This window comes from Nocardia sp. NPDC102475 (genome assembly GCF_055584605.1).
Window position 1 is genome coordinate 54,048 of record NZ_JBVJLS010000032.1, and the last position, 14,164, is coordinate 68,211.

The 14,164-nt window shown below is 65.2% G+C and carries 14 protein-coding genes and 5 tRNA genes; 11 read left to right on the forward strand and 8 right to left on the reverse strand.

What is annotated here, in order from left to right:
• Positions 1 to 166: 166 nt before the first annotated feature.
• The 5 genes from pspM to pgsA form a co-directional block, all read right to left on the reverse strand.
• A complete protein-coding gene (gene pspM, locus ACZ60G_RS38505; protein ID WP_465816826.1) occupies positions 167 to 1,057 on the reverse strand; it encodes a phage shock envelope stress response protein PspM in 891 nt (296 codons plus the stop codon).
• Between the two features lie 168 nt (positions 1,058 to 1,225).
• Positions 1,226 to 2,062 carry a phage shock protein PspA gene (gene pspA / locus ACZ60G_RS38510; protein WP_465816828.1) on the reverse strand — a complete coding sequence of 279 codons (837 nt, stop codon included), beginning with the start codon at positions 2,060 to 2,062 and terminating at the stop codon, positions 1,226 to 1,228.
• A 202-nt stretch (positions 2,063 to 2,264) separates the two neighbouring features.
• Entirely contained in the window at positions 2,265 to 2,702 is a 438-nt protein-coding gene (locus tag ACZ60G_RS38515; protein ID WP_465816830.1) for a helix-turn-helix domain-containing protein, read from the reverse strand.
• 129 nt (positions 2,703 to 2,831) lie between these two features.
• Positions 2,832 to 3,326 carry a CinA family protein gene (locus ACZ60G_RS38520; RefSeq protein ID WP_063044550.1) on the reverse strand — a complete coding sequence of 165 codons (495 nt, stop codon included), beginning with the start codon at positions 3,324 to 3,326 and terminating at the stop codon, positions 2,832 to 2,834.
• Complete coding sequence (pgsA, locus tag ACZ60G_RS38525; RefSeq protein WP_465816832.1) at positions 3,323 to 3,979, reverse strand: CDP-diacylglycerol--glycerol-3-phosphate 3-phosphatidyltransferase; 657 nt, start codon at positions 3,977 to 3,979, stop codon at positions 3,323 to 3,325. Before pgsA ends, ACZ60G_RS38520 begins: the two co-directional genes overlap by 4 nt.
• A gap of 311 nt (positions 3,980 to 4,290) precedes the next feature.
• Between pgsA and ACZ60G_RS38530 the strand changes: the two genes are divergently transcribed.
• The 3 genes from ACZ60G_RS38530 (at position 4,291) to ACZ60G_RS38540 (ending at position 5,812) form a co-directional block, all read left to right on the forward strand.
• Positions 4,291 to 4,857 carry an amino-acid N-acetyltransferase gene (locus ACZ60G_RS38530; RefSeq protein ID WP_465816834.1) on the forward strand — a complete coding sequence of 189 codons (567 nt, stop codon included), beginning with the start codon at positions 4,291 to 4,293 and terminating at the stop codon, positions 4,855 to 4,857.
• Between the two features lie 16 nt (positions 4,858 to 4,873).
• On the forward strand, positions 4,874 to 5,158 hold the full coding sequence (locus ACZ60G_RS38535; RefSeq protein ID WP_465816836.1) for a YciI family protein: 285 nt from the start codon (positions 4,874 to 4,876) through the stop codon (positions 5,156 to 5,158).
• Between the two features lie 114 nt (positions 5,159 to 5,272).
• On the forward strand, positions 5,273 to 5,812 hold the full coding sequence (locus ACZ60G_RS38540; protein ID WP_465816838.1) for a hypothetical protein: 540 nt from the start codon (positions 5,273 to 5,275) through the stop codon (positions 5,810 to 5,812).
• On the opposite strand, the gene ACZ60G_RS38545 is transcribed toward ACZ60G_RS38540, so the two are convergent.
• Positions 5,809 to 6,810, reverse strand: a complete 1,002-nt coding sequence (locus ACZ60G_RS38545; RefSeq protein WP_465816840.1) for a TerC family protein — start codon at positions 6,808 to 6,810, stop codon at positions 5,809 to 5,811. The genes ACZ60G_RS38540 and ACZ60G_RS38545 overlap by 4 nt on opposite strands.
• Positions 6,811 to 6,943: 133 nt before the next feature.
• On the opposite strand from ACZ60G_RS38545, the gene ACZ60G_RS38550 reads away from it, so the two are divergent.
• The 8 genes from ACZ60G_RS38550 (at position 6,944) to ACZ60G_RS38585 (ending at position 9,478) form a co-directional block, all read left to right on the forward strand.
• Positions 6,944 to 7,369 carry a hypothetical protein gene (locus ACZ60G_RS38550; protein ID WP_465816842.1) on the forward strand — a complete coding sequence of 142 codons (426 nt, stop codon included), beginning with the start codon at positions 6,944 to 6,946 and terminating at the stop codon, positions 7,367 to 7,369.
• Positions 7,370 to 7,690: 321 nt separating this feature from the next.
• Positions 7,691 to 7,767 (forward strand) — tRNA-Trp (locus ACZ60G_RS38555).
• Positions 7,768 to 7,844: 77 nt separating this feature from the next.
• Positions 7,845 to 7,956, forward strand: a tRNA-OTHER gene (locus ACZ60G_RS38560).
• A 7-nt stretch (positions 7,957 to 7,963) separates the two neighbouring features.
• Positions 7,964 to 8,040: transfer RNA gene (locus tag ACZ60G_RS38565), tRNA-Leu, on the forward strand.
• A gap of 23 nt (positions 8,041 to 8,063) precedes the next feature.
• Positions 8,064 to 8,136 (forward strand) — tRNA-Arg (locus ACZ60G_RS38570).
• Between the two features lie 4 nt (positions 8,137 to 8,140).
• A tRNA-Gln gene (locus ACZ60G_RS38575) sits at positions 8,141 to 8,216 on the forward strand.
• Between the two features lie 153 nt (positions 8,217 to 8,369).
• Positions 8,370 to 8,945 carry a hypothetical protein gene (locus tag ACZ60G_RS38580; RefSeq protein WP_465816844.1) on the forward strand — a complete coding sequence of 192 codons (576 nt, stop codon included), beginning with the start codon at positions 8,370 to 8,372 and terminating at the stop codon, positions 8,943 to 8,945.
• Positions 8,946 to 9,121: 176 nt separating this feature from the next.
• A complete protein-coding gene (locus ACZ60G_RS38585) occupies positions 9,122 to 9,478 on the forward strand; it encodes a hypothetical protein (RefSeq protein ID WP_465816845.1) in 357 nt (118 codons plus the stop codon).
• Between the two features lie 218 nt (positions 9,479 to 9,696).
• On the opposite strand, the gene ACZ60G_RS38590 is transcribed toward ACZ60G_RS38585, so the two are convergent.
• Both ACZ60G_RS38590 and ACZ60G_RS38595 read right to left on the reverse strand, forming a co-directional pair.
• Entirely contained in the window at positions 9,697 to 11,418 is a 1,722-nt protein-coding gene (locus ACZ60G_RS38590; protein ID WP_465816847.1) for a carbamoyltransferase N-terminal domain-containing protein, read from the reverse strand.
• A 42-nt stretch (positions 11,419 to 11,460) separates the two neighbouring features.
• Positions 11,461 to 14,049 (reverse strand): DNA translocase FtsK, encoded by a 2,589-nt coding sequence (locus ACZ60G_RS38595; RefSeq protein WP_465816848.1) that lies wholly within the window; start codon positions 14,047 to 14,049, stop codon positions 11,461 to 11,463.
• Positions 14,050 to 14,164: the final 115 nt, after the last annotated feature.

Sequence of the window (14,164 nt, forward strand, 5' to 3'; positions counted from 1 at the left end):
CCAAGCCACTTAACCCCGCAACACATCGAGCCCACGAGAATGCTTCGGCGGCGGGCCCTTCTCGATGTTTGCCTCCACCAGCGCTTGGTGACCAGCTGACCAGCTGCGCTGCGACTGAGATCGCATCCCGCCGACACCCCGGCCGGGCGCGGCATGAGCTCGCCGGCTAGATCCCGTGCGGCGGAAGTGAAGTGGGGGCGTGCTGGTCGGCTACCTCGGTGAGGGCCTGCGCCCACCCGTCCAGGCGATCGGCCGCGTCGCGCAGATCGGCGACGATGGTGTCGAAGTTGTGCCGCAGCACCGCACTTTCGGGTACCGCGAGAATCCGCCCCGCTGCGGCAACTACCTGTTCGTACTCGGCGACCCCGCTATCGAGGCGGCCGAGTGCGAATTGCATATTCTCGGTGAGGCCAACGGCGGCAACGGATTTCGAGCGTCCCATGGCGCCGAGCGCCTGTTCCATCGCGGTGATATCGGCGGCCAAGGCGTGCAGCGCGGCCGCACCCGAACCCGCGGTTTCGATCATGTCGGCGAGCTCGTCCTCGGGCAGCCGGTTCGAGCGGGCGATCTGCGTGCCGAGGCCGTGTAGCGCCTTCTCCGCCCGAACCAGGCGGGAAATCGGCCCGCGCGCAGATGACCACGGCGGTGGCTGTTTGCGCGGCACGAAAGCTGCCTGCGGCAGCGGTGAGCTGCGCAATTGGAGGTAGCGGCGGGCGCTCAGCGCGGTACCGGTGACCAGCGCCACCGCTCCCCCGCCGACCACGACCACCGCCCATACCGGTGCCGAAAGCACCATCAGCCCAACGGTTCCAGCGGTGGTGAGACCGCCGACCGTGCCCAGTTGGAAGCTGCGGCGGCGGGCCCGGCGGCGCTTGCGCAACTCACGCTCGCGCGGATCCGCCCAGCGCCGCACCGCGACCAGCGCATGTTCGCCCACCTCGCGCAGACTGTCGGGCAGGCTCCCCGGCTGCGGTGCGAGCGCCGCCTGTGCGCGCACGAGCGCGGCACCGCGACGACGACCGCCCTTACCTTGTTCGCGAGGTCCCTGCGGGCTCATCGGTCTCCTCCAGGGCACGCGTTCGGTGCGACCCGCGGTGGCCGGACAGGCAGGGCCCGAGCATGACCGACGGCCGACCCGCCAGGTATCCGTGCCATGTCTTCCACCGAACCAGTCCTCGCCGAACTGTATTTATTTCGAACGCCGTATTTATTTCGAACGACGGGGCTACTGCTGTGCGGTCTGGCCCTTGTTCATCTGCGGCTGCGGCTGTGCCGGATTCGCCTGCGCGGCACCCGGATTGATCGCCGGTGCGGTCGCGCCACCGGCGGGCAGCGCATCGCCGCGCATCGAGGCGCGGATCTGCTCCAGCTTGCTGTGTCCGGCCATCTGAATGCTGGCCTGCTGCACCTCGAGCATCCGGCCCTGCACCGTATTGCCCGCGAGTTCGGCGGCGCCAAGCGCATTCGCGTAGCGGCGCTCGATCTTCTCGCGCACGGCATCCAAGCTCGGCGTCGTGCCGGGCGCGGACAGCGTCGAATCCATCCGCTGCAGCGATGCCGAGACCTGCTCCTGCATCTTGGCCTGCTCCAGCTGGCTGAGCAGCTTGGTGCGCTCGGCGACCTTCTGCTGCAACAGCATCGCGTTCTGCTCGACCGCCTTCTTGGCCTGCGCGGCCGCCTGCAGCGACTGATCGTGCAGCACCTTGAGGTCCTCGACGGCCTGCTCGGCGGTGACCAACTGCGCGGCGAATGCCTCGGCGGCGTTGGTGTACTGGATCGCCTTCTCGGTATCGCCGGCCGCGGCGGCCTGATCGGCCAGCATGACGGCCTGGCGCGCATTCGCATTGAGCTTCTCGACATCGTCGAGCTGACGGTTCAGCTTCATCTCCAGCTGACGCTGGTTGCCGATGACCGACGCGGCCTGCTGCGAGAGGGCCTGATGCTGACGCTGAGCTTCCTCGATAGCCTGCTGAATCTGGACCTTCGGATCCGCATGCTCCTCGATCTTCGAATCGAAGAGGGCCATCATGTACTTCCAGGCCTTGACGAACGGATTAGCCATCGATTGATCCCGCCTCCATAAGATGCGCCGCGCTTTACCGCGACTCTAGTGCGCGACCGTCACGCACCCGATATGTGCCTATCCTCCACCATGTGGCACCCGGGCCGGGCGAACCCGGCCCAACTGACGCCTAGTACAGAATCTATCCGCTTTCGGCACCGGTTCGCAGCGTCGGCCGCGGACGCCACCTCTCGTCTATTGATCAGTTGCTTTTCACCAGGACCAGCATGTCGGCCCGCGGGGCCGGAATGACGATCCGGGTGTCCTCGGCGATCTGCGGCCGGGCACCGGCCACCGACATCGTGGCGGATGCGGGCTCCGGCGCGGCCTCGGCGGGTTCGGCCGCGGCGGTCCGCTCCGCCTCGGGCGCATCGGCGGTCTGAGCGGGCGCGTCGGCGGGCAGACCGTCGGCGCCCGCCATGATCGTGCTCACATCCCAGAGCACCCGCGACAGCGGCACATCCAGGGCCGCGCAGATGGCGGCGAGCAATTCGCTGGAGGCCTCTTTGCGGCCCCGCTCGACTTCCGACAGATATCCCAGGCTCACGCGCGCCGAGGTGGAGACCTCACGCAGGGTCCGGCCCTGGGCGAGACGAGCACGCCGCAGACTGTCCCCGATCGCCTCTCGCAGCAGCGTCATGTCGTTCTCCTTAGCTCCCAGTAACCGGGTCCGCGGGCGCCTACCAGCGCTGCGCACGCCGTCCTTTCTGGCACAACGTCGAACAGGGCCCGGTTGGTTCCCACGGTGGCAAACCAGGTGCGGCAGCACCTAGTGGCCGCCTCCCACGATACGACGCAACTCCCGTACCGCGCTGTGCGTAGCGCCGATTCGGATCGCCCACCGGTCACCGTCCAGTTTCAGCCGCATGACCTCGGTATGCCCGGGGCCGGCCAGTCCGAGGAAGACAGTGCCGACGGCATGCCCGCCCTGAGATTCGGGTCCGGCTACCCCGGTCAACCCGATACCCCAGTCCGCACCGCAGCGCAGCCGCGCACCGACGGCCAACTCCTCGGCCGTACTCGCGGCGACCGGTCCCTCGGTCGCGAGCACTTCGTCACTGACACCGGCCAGGCTGTGTTTGAGTTCCGTCGCGTAGACGACCAGCCCGCCGCGCAGCACCGCACTGGCACCGGGCACCCCGGCGATGGTCGCCGCGAGCAGGCCCGCGGTCAGCGATTCGGCGGTCGCCACGGTCTGCCGGGCGACACCCAGCTCGCGCACCAATTCGACGACGGGCGCTCCGGTTGTCAGCGGATCGGTCATGCGCCGCGTGTCCGGCCCGGACCTCCCGCGAGCCACACCCGCGCCGCCTGCCCCACATAGTCGAGGCCGGTGATGACCGTCAGCGCGACGGCCACATACATCAATGTCATACCGGCGGTGGCGAATCCGCCGTGCAGCGGCAACAGCAGTACCGCGATCGCGACGGATTGCACCAGCGTCTTCAACTTGCCACCGCGTCCGGCCGGAATCACCCCGCGGCGCACCACCACCAGCCGCAGCAGCGTGATCCCGATCTCGCGACCGCAGATGACCAGGGTGATCCACCACGCCAGATCGCCGAGTATCGAAAGTCCGATCACCGCGGAACCGATCAGCGCCTTATCCGCGATCGGATCGGCGAGTTTGCCGAAATCGGTGACCAGGCCGTATTTGCGCGCCAATTGCCCGTCGAAGCGATCGGTGATCGCGGCGATGCCGAACAGTGCGGCGGCCGCGATCCGCCAGCCGGTCTGGTGGCCGCCGCCCGCGAACAGCGCGAGCACGAACAGCGGCACCAGCGCGATGCGCAGCATGGTGAGCACATTCGCGATATTCATCAGCGGGACGACGGGATCGGCCGGGGCAGGTGGGAATCCGGCGCGAACCGAGGGTTCGCCCCAGCCTCGATCGATCTCTTCGGGCTGCACGCTCACGCCTCCGCCTCGCTGGCGCTCGGCTCCGGCGCGTGCGTGCACGGCTGTGACATGGTTCGCTCGCTGCGCTCCCTCACAGCCTCCGCCTCACTGACGCTCAGCTCCGGCGCGTGCGTGCACGGCTGTGACATGGTTCGCTCGCTGCGCTCCCTCACAGCCTCCGCCTCACTGACGCTCAGCTCCGGCGCGCAGACCACAACACCCACCGCCATGAGGCTCGGACGCATGGCGACGCGATGCGGTGAGCGGAGCGGGTGGATGTGCGGCACACGTTCAGAGTATCGGTAACCGGGCCGACTACTGTGCACCCCATGACCTCTCGGGGACCACTAGGTGGTTCGACCAGCGACGCGCATCCGGGCGCGGCACCTGCCGCGAACAAGTCTGTCCCTGTCGTGCGACGCGCCCGAACCTCCGATGTGCCCCAGATCAAGAGCCTCGTCGATGAATACGCCGGTCGGATCCTGCTGGAAAAGAACCTGGTCACACTGTACGAGGCGGTACAGGAATTCTGGGTGGCCGAACTCGACGGCCGGGTGGTCGGCTGCGGTGCACTGCACGTGCTGTGGGCCGACCTCGGCGAGGTGCGCACGGTCGCGGTGCATCCCGATGTCAAGGGGCATGGTGTCGGTCGGCTCATCGTGGAACGGCTGGTCGCGGTGGCCAGGGAAATCGAGCTCGGACGACTGTTCGTACTCACCTTCGAGGTGGACTTCTTCGGTAGGCACGGATTCGTGGAAATCGACGGCACACCGGTGACCGCCGAGGTGTACGCGGAGATGTGCCGGACCTTCGATCCGGGTGTCGCGGAATTCCTCGACCTCAGCTATGTGAAACCGAACACCCTCGGCAATACTCGAATGCTGCTGAACCTCTGACCAGAACGGATCGATCGTGCCTATCTTCGCCGTGCACTACACCTATTCCGATGCCACCGTCGAGGCGCGCGACACCTTCCGCCCGGAACATCGGGCCTGGCTCAACGGCCTGATCGAGGCGGGTTCGCTGCTGACGAGCGGTCCCTACCCGGACGGTTCCGGCGCACTTCTGCTGTTCCAGGTCGCGGACGAGGCGGCCATCAAGGAACTGCTGCCGCAGGATCCGTTCGCCCGCGAGAACCTCATCGACGAGGTACGGGCGGTCGAGTGGCTGCCGGTAATGGGCACGTTCGCTTCCTGACCGTCCGACTGACCGCCGCGTGTCGCCGCTCAACACTCGACGGTCAGCAAACTTACGGCGACACGCCGCGCCAGGTGCGGAAAATTGCGCGCCTGGCGACGCAGACTCCCCCGTATGCGCATATCCGTCGCGATTTTCGCGTCGATGTCGGTCGCAGGCCTCGCACTAACAGTCTGCTCGACGGCCGCCGATTTCGACACCACGGCAAACTTGACGGTCGGGGATCGTCCATTGCTTCGACCGGGTTCGGTCGACGAGTCGATATACCGCGCCGCCGACGGCTACTACTTCCGTACGGCGGACGGCGGCCTCGCGTGCGGCTTCCTCGATGAGCCGTTCGGACAGCCGAAGCGACCGGTGGGCTGCCAGGGCACGACCCAGCCATCCCCGCCGACGATGCAGGCCTGCTGGGGCATCGACCCGAGTGCGGCCGCACTAGCCGTCGGCGAGAGCGCCGGATATCTCTGCGTGAATCGGGGCTACTTCGCCGGAACCACATCCGGAGCGGATGCCGACGCGCCGGTGCTGCCGGTCGGGTCGAGCCTGAGCGTGGCAGGCTTCACCTGCCTGGCCCAGGCCGTCGGGGTGATCTGCCGCAATGACGCGACCGGGCGCGGCTTCGAGATCGCGCCCGAATACAACCGGGTCTTCTAATCGGCGACCCTGTTCTCGGCGGACCGCGCCGCGCCGCGGGTTTTGATCAGGCTCGCGACGGTCGCGACGAGCAGAATCCCGATGATCACGCTCAGCGAGACCGGCGTGGAAATCTCCGGTACCTTGACGTGCTGACCACCGTTGACGAAAGGCAGGGTGTTCTCGTGCAATGCGTGCAGCACCAGTTTGACGCCGATGAACGCGAGAATCGCCGAAAGGCCGTAGGACAGATAGACCAGGCGATCCAGCAGGCCGCCGATGAGGAAAAACAGCTGCCGTAAACCCATGAGCGCGAAGGCATTCGCGGTGAACACGATGTAGGGCTGCTCGGTCAGACCGTAGATGGCTGGGATGGAGTCCAGCGCGAACAGCAGATCCGCGAAGCCGATTGCCAACAGCGCCAACAACAATGGGGTGACCAGGCGCCGGCCGTCGATCCGGGTGAGCAGTTTGTCGCCGTCGTATTCGTCGGTGGTCGGGAGCACCCGTTTGGCCAGCGCCACGATCCGGCTGTCGCGCTTCTCCTCCTGCTCGACCTCGTGTCCGCTCTCGCGCAACAGTTTCACGGCCGTATAGACCAGGAACAGGCCGAACAGATAGAACACCCAGCTGAACGCACTGATCGCCGCCGCGCCGACGGCGATGAACACACCCCGCATGACCAGCGCCAGCACAATACCGATCAGCAGCACCTTCTGCTGGTAGATCCGCGGCACCGCGAAGCTCGACATGATGATGACGAAGATGAACAGGTTGTCCACCGAGAGGGCCTTCTCGGTGACGAAGCCCGCGTAGTACTCGCCCGCGAAGGTCGAGCCCCACTTCCAGGCGACGAATCCACCGAAGACCAGGGCCAGGCCGATGTAGATCGCCGACCAGGTGCCGGATTCCTTGAAGGTCGGATCGTGTGGTGTGCGGACATGGGCGAAGAAGTCGAAGACGAAAAGACCCAGGATCACCACGATCGTCAGGGTCCATTCGAGTGCGGTTACCTGCATGCGGGCTCCGGGGCGGAAACGCGTTTCATGACAGCAATCATGCCCGATTTGTCCGTTCTGTCGAGCTAGCGGAAGAGTTGCTGACCATAATTTCACATGCGGGTCCGGCGGCCGACCTGTCACCCTCGCGAGCATGACCGACGACTGCCTCATCCTGAACAAAGCGAAATGGGACGAGCGCGCGCCAGCGCATGCCGCATCGCGTGACTACGCGGATGCCGACCCTTTGGAGCGACCTGCAAGCAGTCGCCAGCGGCGGCCCACGGACGAAACCCGCACCGACCGACCGACTGTCGGCTATCCGTACTTCGAAATGCCTGAGCCCACCGTGTTTTCGTCTGGAACGACTTATGTCGAGACCGAGACGGAATGCACACAGTTCACGACGCACGAGTGGAACCACGGACTCGGCGATGTGGTGACCGCGCTTCTCGATCACGGCATGACGATCACCGGACTGGTGGCCGCAGCGTTCCCTGGGAGGCATTACCCGGACAGAAGAGGCACGAAGCGAATGGCGCGTGGCGGCTCGGCCAGCATCCGGAACGTCTTCCACTGACATACACACTGCAGGCACGCCGACAACTCGCCGGTAGGGAATAAATGGGTTCCTCATCGCGTCTTTCGGTGTTAGCGTTATCCATAACGTAATCGATCGGTAATCGGAACCACGAAAGGCAAAGGCAATGACCAGCACCCAGGACCAGGGACTATGCTCCCTCGCCGGTGCCTGGCAATTGCGTTCCGGCACCCGGCGGTCGATGTCGCAGCTGCGACAGGCGAGTATCCGGAGCCGCCCCTGAGGTCTCGATTCGAGAAGGCCTGAGCAGGGGCCGCTCCCGGCGAAATACTCGCCACGGAGCGGCCCTTTTTCTGTCCAGCGGATGTAGCTCAACTGGAAGAGCAACGATCTCCAAAGTCGTCGGCCTGGGGGTTCGAGTCCCTCCATCCGCGCCATAACTTCATAGTGAATATATGGCAGTAGGCATTTCGTATTACAGGATATGAATAACGCTGCTGCATACCGGTTTTGAACCCGTGTGGCTCAGTGGACAGAGCTGCCCCTTTTCGAGCGACCTGCAAGCAGTCGCCAGCGGTGTCCTCCGACGGCGCAGGTCGGTGGTTCGATCCCACCCACGGGTACCAAAACCATTCCCTCGTAGCCCAATTGGCAGAGGCACCGGACTTAGAATCCGGACGGTGCGAGTTCGAATCTCGCCGAGGGAACCAGTCCGCGCGGTCTGCGTGGATCAGCGCTCGTAGCTCAACGGACGGAGCACCTGAATACGACTCAGGCGGATGGAGGTTCGAATCCTTCCGAGCGCACCGATGGAGTGTGGTGTAAACGGCTAGCATGACGGACTTTGACTCCGCCGATTCAGGTTCTTCGAATCCTGGCACTCCAGCGCACACCGACCGAGGCTCATGCAGGTTCGCCCCGGGGCTCTCATAAGGCCCTGCCGCGTGGTTCGACTCCACGATGAGCTACCACCGCACCGCATCGTCACCGATGGGAATGACGCACGGGTCCAGTGTCCGCTCGTGCATAGTGTCGTGAAATGCGAATTGCCTCTTCACTTCTCGTCGCCGCACTGGTCACGCTGGCCGGTCCGGTCGGCGCCACCGCAGTGGCTGCGCCGCCGTCCGGTTCGGCATTGCTGCAACCGAGGTGGGACCTGCCGACGGATACCGCCGCCGCCGTGCACGCCGCGGGTCTGCCGCTGCTGAGCACGATGTCGACGACGTACCACTATCACGCGCATCTCGATGTCATCGTGTACGGACAGCCGGTCGTCGTTCCGGCCCTGGTCGGTATCGACGACGCCAGGCGAATGGGTTCGCCCATGCACACCCATGACGGGACCGGGATCGTGCACCTCGAGTCGGAGGAGGACATCCCCTTCACCCTCGGGCAGTTCTTCACCCAGTGGGGCCAGCCGCTCACCGGCGACCAGGTCGGCCCGATTCACCTCACACCCGTCGAGACCGTCCAGCTCTATATCAACGGCACCCGGTTCCCCGGGGATCCGGGTTCGTATCGCTTTGCGCCACACGACGAAGTCGCGCTGGTAGTCGGCACCTACGCGATGACTCCGGCGGTGCCCAACCACTACGACTTCCCCGCCGATCTCTGACTGTATAAAGCAAACCTTTTGCAGCACAACTAGTTTCGACTTCAACGACCCCCAAGGATGGGGATGGTGTGATCGTTGACACTGTTCGGGCCGTTGCCGAAACTCGTAGTTCTCCAGCACTTCTGGAGCCTTGTTGGCCGACATGGTGAGTTCTCAGCGAATCGAGGAACCAGGCTATGACGACTACGACCGTCCCGGTGTCGACCGAAATCGATGTCCCCCCTGCCGAATTCGACACCACGCACCTCGAGGAGAATCTGCGCTGGGGCCACCTGTTCTGGCCGGGCTCCACGGCGCTGACCGAAGCGCAGATCAAGGACCGGGTCACCCGCTATCAGCGGTCGCTGGAGCGTTTCCGGGCCAGCGGCATGCAGGGCAACTACCTGCCCGACGACCTCGAGGTCGACTCGGCCTGGCACGCGCACCAGTGCGACCCGATCGGCTACGCGGAGTTCTGCAAGAGCTACTTCGGCGGCATTCTCGCGCACACCGTGACCCTGTGTGTCTGCAAATTGGTCGATCTCGACAAGTAGGCACCACACCGCCACGAACCCGAGCCGTTCGGGCATGCCCGGCTCCGGTCGGGTCCGGGTCGAACGACAACCGAGAGGAGGTAGTTCCGTGGACGCACTGTTGAATATGATCGCCGCGATGTTCGCATCGCAAGGACAGGTCGACATGCCGCAGGTTCCGTCGAACCGCTGCTGACCCGAGCGCAGCCCGGCCGGAGATCCCGGCCGGGCTGTGCCGGTCATCGCCCGAAGGTCTGATTCGTGTAGAGATATCCTTCGGACCAGATGTATCGAGTGCCGGCCCATCGGGCCGCGGCGGCCACATCCGGAAAGAATCCGCGCCCTTCCAAATTCGCGCTCGTATTGCACAACACCGGTATGCCACTGATGGCCTCGTACGATGCCAGAATCCGCGCGGTCGCACTATTGGCCGAGGCATCGATGGTCTGCAGCCGGGCAGTACCGTCCACATGCAGCACGGCGGGAATGCGATCGGTCCACTCCGGACGGGTGCGGTGCTCGAAGAGCATGTACGGATCGCGACCGCCGGGCTGGAAGACCTCCGCTGCCCGCTCGGTCAGACACACCGGCGCGACCGGCCGATAGGCGGCCCGGTTCTTGATGTCATTGAGAAGATCCTTCATCGCCGGATCCGTTGCGGGAGCGAGGATGCTGCGATTGCCCAGGGCCCGCGGACCGATCTCCGCACGACCCGACAGCACCACCACCGGATCACCTTCCCGATGCAGCAACTCGGCCACTCCCGACTCGTTACAGGGCCGCCTGCGCCAGTTGTCCGGCACACCACAGACACCGACCCGCGGACCGGAGTACACGTCCCACCGCAATGCCGGACCGCGCCCCTTCCGGAACATTTCACAGCACGCGGCGCCGATGGCCGCACCGGAGTCGTTGGGAAACGGCGGAATCCAGATCTCCTCGACAATCCCCTGCGCCCGCAGCAGCGAGTTCCACTTGATATTCAGCGCGCATCCTCCGGTCACCACCAGCTTCGATGGCAACGAAGGATACTGGCGCACAAGTGAATTCAGTCCGCGCACCAACCGGTCCCCCAGATAGGCCTGAAAGGTGGCGATGAGATCGGCCTCGGACAATCCGGGAAGCAGCTCGCCCCGATCGGCCGCCACCTTCGCCCCGACCAGCCGGGCCGCATCCTGCGATGCCCGAGGTTCGGCGGCCGCGATGATCTCGTCGAACACCGGATACACCGACTCCGTCACGGTGCCGAGCCCGGCATAGGCCATGGCCTTACCTGGAATGGCCAGGTGCTGACGCAGAATCCGATCCCGCGACCCACCCTCGACATTCGGAATGAACGGCTCGAAATGCGCGCTGAAGTACGTGAAACTGTTACCGACGATCGGCAGCACGACCGCGACCGAGCGGACCTTTCGAGCCGCCGCCGCGACGTGGTAAACCCGCGCGACAGTGCCGCCGTCCCAGACCAGCACGAGCGCATCCTCCCCGCGCTCGGCGAACGGACTCGTGCAGTAGCCACCCATGATGTGCTGGTCCACGTGGTGATAGCTGACGTATTCCGCAGCGGCGGAACCGAATCCGTGCCCTTGGAAGCGATGCCGCGCGAGCGGAACCGTGCGTCCCGGCCGATCCTGATACGGCGCGACCGCGAGTTCGATCGGACGACCACCGGATAGCGTCGCAATGGTCGTGGGCTCCGTCGAATCCGTATCCGGCACTGCACCATTCGCGAACCAGCCATCGACGACGAACCTGTCGACATCGGCGGGCCGCACCCCCTCCGACCGCAAGATCTCGACGACCCGGTCGAGATCACCCAGCGGGCTGTACCGGAGTCCGTTGTCCAGCTTCTCCATCTCGATGCTGAACACCAACCGGTCGTCCTCGACAATCGCGACACCGCCGTCGTGCGACACTTTGATTCCGCAGATCACCACGTCGCGCCACTGTACCGACGACACCACGCCCCACCGACGGTGAGAATAGTTGCCGCCGAAGCATTTTCACTCTTCTCCGGTACCCGGCTCCGTGTCCCCGCCGCCGCGGATCGTCCACAGCAGCCCCTCGAGCTCGTCGGGCTTGATGAGCACATCGCGCGCCTTCGACCCCTCACTGGGGCCGACGACACCGCGGGTTTCCATCAGATCCATCAGGCGACCGGCCTTGGCGAAGCCGACGCGCAGCTTGCGCTGCAGCATGGAGGTCGAGCCGAATTGTGAAGTGACGACCAGTTCCACGGCCTGGATGAAGACATCCAGATCGTCGCCGATATCGGGATCGACATCCTTCTTCTCACCGGCCTTGGCGGCGGTGACGCCCTCCTGGTACTCGGGTTCGGCCTGGTTCTTGGTGAAGTCGACGACCCCGTGGATCTCCTCATCGGAGATGAACGCGCCCTGCAGCCGGGTCGGCTTGTTCGCGCCCATCGGCAGGAACAGTCCGTCACCCATACCGATCAGCTTCTCCGCGCCGGGCTGATCCAGGATGACTCGTGAATCCGTCAGTGACGAAGTGGCGAAGGCCAATCGGGACGGCACATTGGTCTTGATCAGACCGGTGACCACGTCCACCGAAGGACGCTGGGTCGCGAGTACCAAGTGAATGCCTGCGGCGCGGGCCTTTTGGGTGATGCGCACGATCGCGTCTTCGACATCGCGCGGCGCGGTCATCATGAGGTCGGCGAGCTCGTCGACGATGGCGAGAATGTACGGATAGGGCCGATAGACCCGTTCACTGCCCAGCGGCGCGGTAATGGCACCCGACTTGACCTTCTTGTTGAAGTCGTCGATGTGGCGCACCTTATTGGCCTGCATGTCCTGGTAGCGCTGTTCCATCTCCTCCACCAGCCAGGCCAGCGCGGCGGCGGCCTTCTTCGGCTGGGTGATGATGGGGGTGATGAGGTGCGGAATGCCCTCGTACGGCGTGAGTTCCACCATCTTGGGGTCGATGAGGATCATCCGGACCTCGTCCGGAGTCGAGCGCGCCAGCAGCGATACCAGCATCGAGTTCACGAAGCTCGACTTACCGGAACCGGTCGAACCGGCGACCAGCAGATGCGGCATTTTCGCGAGATTCGCCGAGACGAAATCGCCCTCGATATTCTTGCCGAGCCCGATCACCAATGGGTGGTGGTCATTTCGGGTCGAGGGGGCCTTGAGCACATCGGCCAGGCGCACCAGTTCGCGATCGGAGTTGGGCACCTCGATACCGACGGCGGACTTACCCGGAATCGGGGCCAGCAGCCGAACATTCTCGGTGGCAACGGCATAGGCGATATTGCGGGCCAGCGCGGTGATCTTCTCGACCTTCACACCGGGCCCGAGTTCCACCTCGTAGCGGGTGACCGTGGGACCGCGCACGAAACCGGTGACCGCCGCGTCGATCTTGAACTGCACCAGCACCTCGGTGATCGCCTCGATCATCGATTCATTGGCGGCACTGCGCTTCTTGGGCGGATCGCCATCGGTGAGCAGCGTCAGCGGCGGGAGGGTGTAGTCGCCCTCGACCTCGCGGTCGTTGATGAACTCCAGCTGCTTCGGCGGCGGTGGGGTCTGGTCCTCGACCTTGACCGGGACGCGCTTCTTCGGCTTGGGCTTTTCTTCGGGCGCCGCCTCGGTCGCCATCGGTTTCGCATCGCGCAGTGGCGGTTCGCCCATGACCTCGGTGACCGCATCGGAGCCGCCGAATTCGTCGGGCGGGTAGTTCTCCTCGGGGGTACGACCACGCCGCTTCGACTTGGTATTGCGATGCAGCGGGAATCCGTCGGCATCGTAATTGGCCGGATCGAAATCGGATTCGCCGTCGTAGTCGCCGTATTCGTCCCCGCCGCTGCCGGTGCCGAAGTACTCGCGCAACCGCTGCGGTACTTCGCGAACAGTGGTTCCGGTTACCAGCAGCACACCGAAAATGATGGCCAGCAACAGAATCGGCACCGAAAGCCAGGCGGTGAGCCCGTTGGTGAGCGGTCCGCCGACCACGAATCCGACGAAACCCGCAGCGCGCGAACGCCCGTGCGCATCGGTCGGCGATCCGGCGGCGATATGCCACAGGCCCAGTACCGGCAATCCGATCAGCAATCCGCCGAGTACCAGCCGCGGCCGGATCTCCGGACGTGCCTCGGTCCGCATCAGGACAATGGCGATTCCGGTGGCCACGAACGGCAATCCGGCCGATGCCGACCCGGAGACCGCACGAATCGCCTCCTCGACCCAGTGTCCGATCGGCCCGCCCGCCGAGAGCCATACCGCGGCCGCGATCACCGCGCTGAGGGCGATGAGGGCCAGCGCGATGCCGTCGCGACGATGCCCGTGTTCGATTTCGCCCGCCCGGCTCACGGCCCTGGTGGTGGCGCCGAGTCCGCGCGCGAGCATATTCCAGCCGCTACTGATGCCGCGGCTGATCACCGCGAGCGGTGCGGTGTCGGACCTGCGGCGGACCGGGCGGCGCGCCGGTGTGGTGCGAGCACGCGGCGCGGGCGAGCGACGTTGAGCGGTGTTGCGAGCCTGGCCCGAACGAGATGCCGCCGTGGTCCTCCCCCGGGCCGATCCCGCCCGCGCACGAGTGGTCGTGGAGCTGCGGGACTTACCTGCCATGGACTCAGGCTAGTCGCAAACGCCCCATCCAGACCATCAACCACACAGGTATCCCACGTCGCTCCCCCGCCTCCCCGGGTATTTTGCCGGTCGTGAGTGCCACTGGAGTACCTGA

Coding starts and splice junctions, on each gene's coding strand:
- ACZ60G_RS38585 (WP_465816845.1), top strand. CDS start 9,122: ATGACGACTACGACCGTCCCGGTGTCGACCGAAATCGATGTCCCCCCT.
- ACZ60G_RS38580 (WP_465816844.1), top strand. CDS start 8,370: ATGCGAATTGCCTCTTCACTTCTCGTCGCCGCACTGGTCACGCTGGCC.
- ACZ60G_RS38595 (WP_465816848.1), bottom strand. CDS start 14,049: ATGGCAGGTAAGTCCCGCAGCTCCACGACCACTCGTGCGCGGGCGGGA.
- pspM (WP_465816826.1), bottom strand. CDS start 1,057: ATGAGCCCGCAGGGACCTCGCGAACAAGGTAAGGGCGGTCGTCGTCGC.
- ACZ60G_RS38520 (WP_063044550.1), bottom strand. CDS start 3,326: ATGACCGATCCGCTGACAACCGGAGCGCCCGTCGTCGAATTGGTGCGC.
- pspA (WP_465816828.1), bottom strand. CDS start 2,062: ATGGCTAATCCGTTCGTCAAGGCCTGGAAGTACATGATGGCCCTCTTC.
- ACZ60G_RS38515 (WP_465816830.1), bottom strand. CDS start 2,702: ATGACGCTGCTGCGAGAGGCGATCGGGGACAGTCTGCGGCGTGCTCGT.
- ACZ60G_RS38530 (WP_465816834.1), top strand. CDS start 4,291: ATGACCTCTCGGGGACCACTAGGTGGTTCGACCAGCGACGCGCATCCG.
- ACZ60G_RS38545 (WP_465816840.1), bottom strand. CDS start 6,810: ATGCAGGTAACCGCACTCGAATGGACCCTGACGATCGTGGTGATCCTG.
- ACZ60G_RS38550 (WP_465816842.1), top strand. CDS start 6,944: ATGACCGACGACTGCCTCATCCTGAACAAAGCGAAATGGGACGAGCGC.
- ACZ60G_RS38540 (WP_465816838.1), top strand. CDS start 5,273: ATGCGCATATCCGTCGCGATTTTCGCGTCGATGTCGGTCGCAGGCCTC.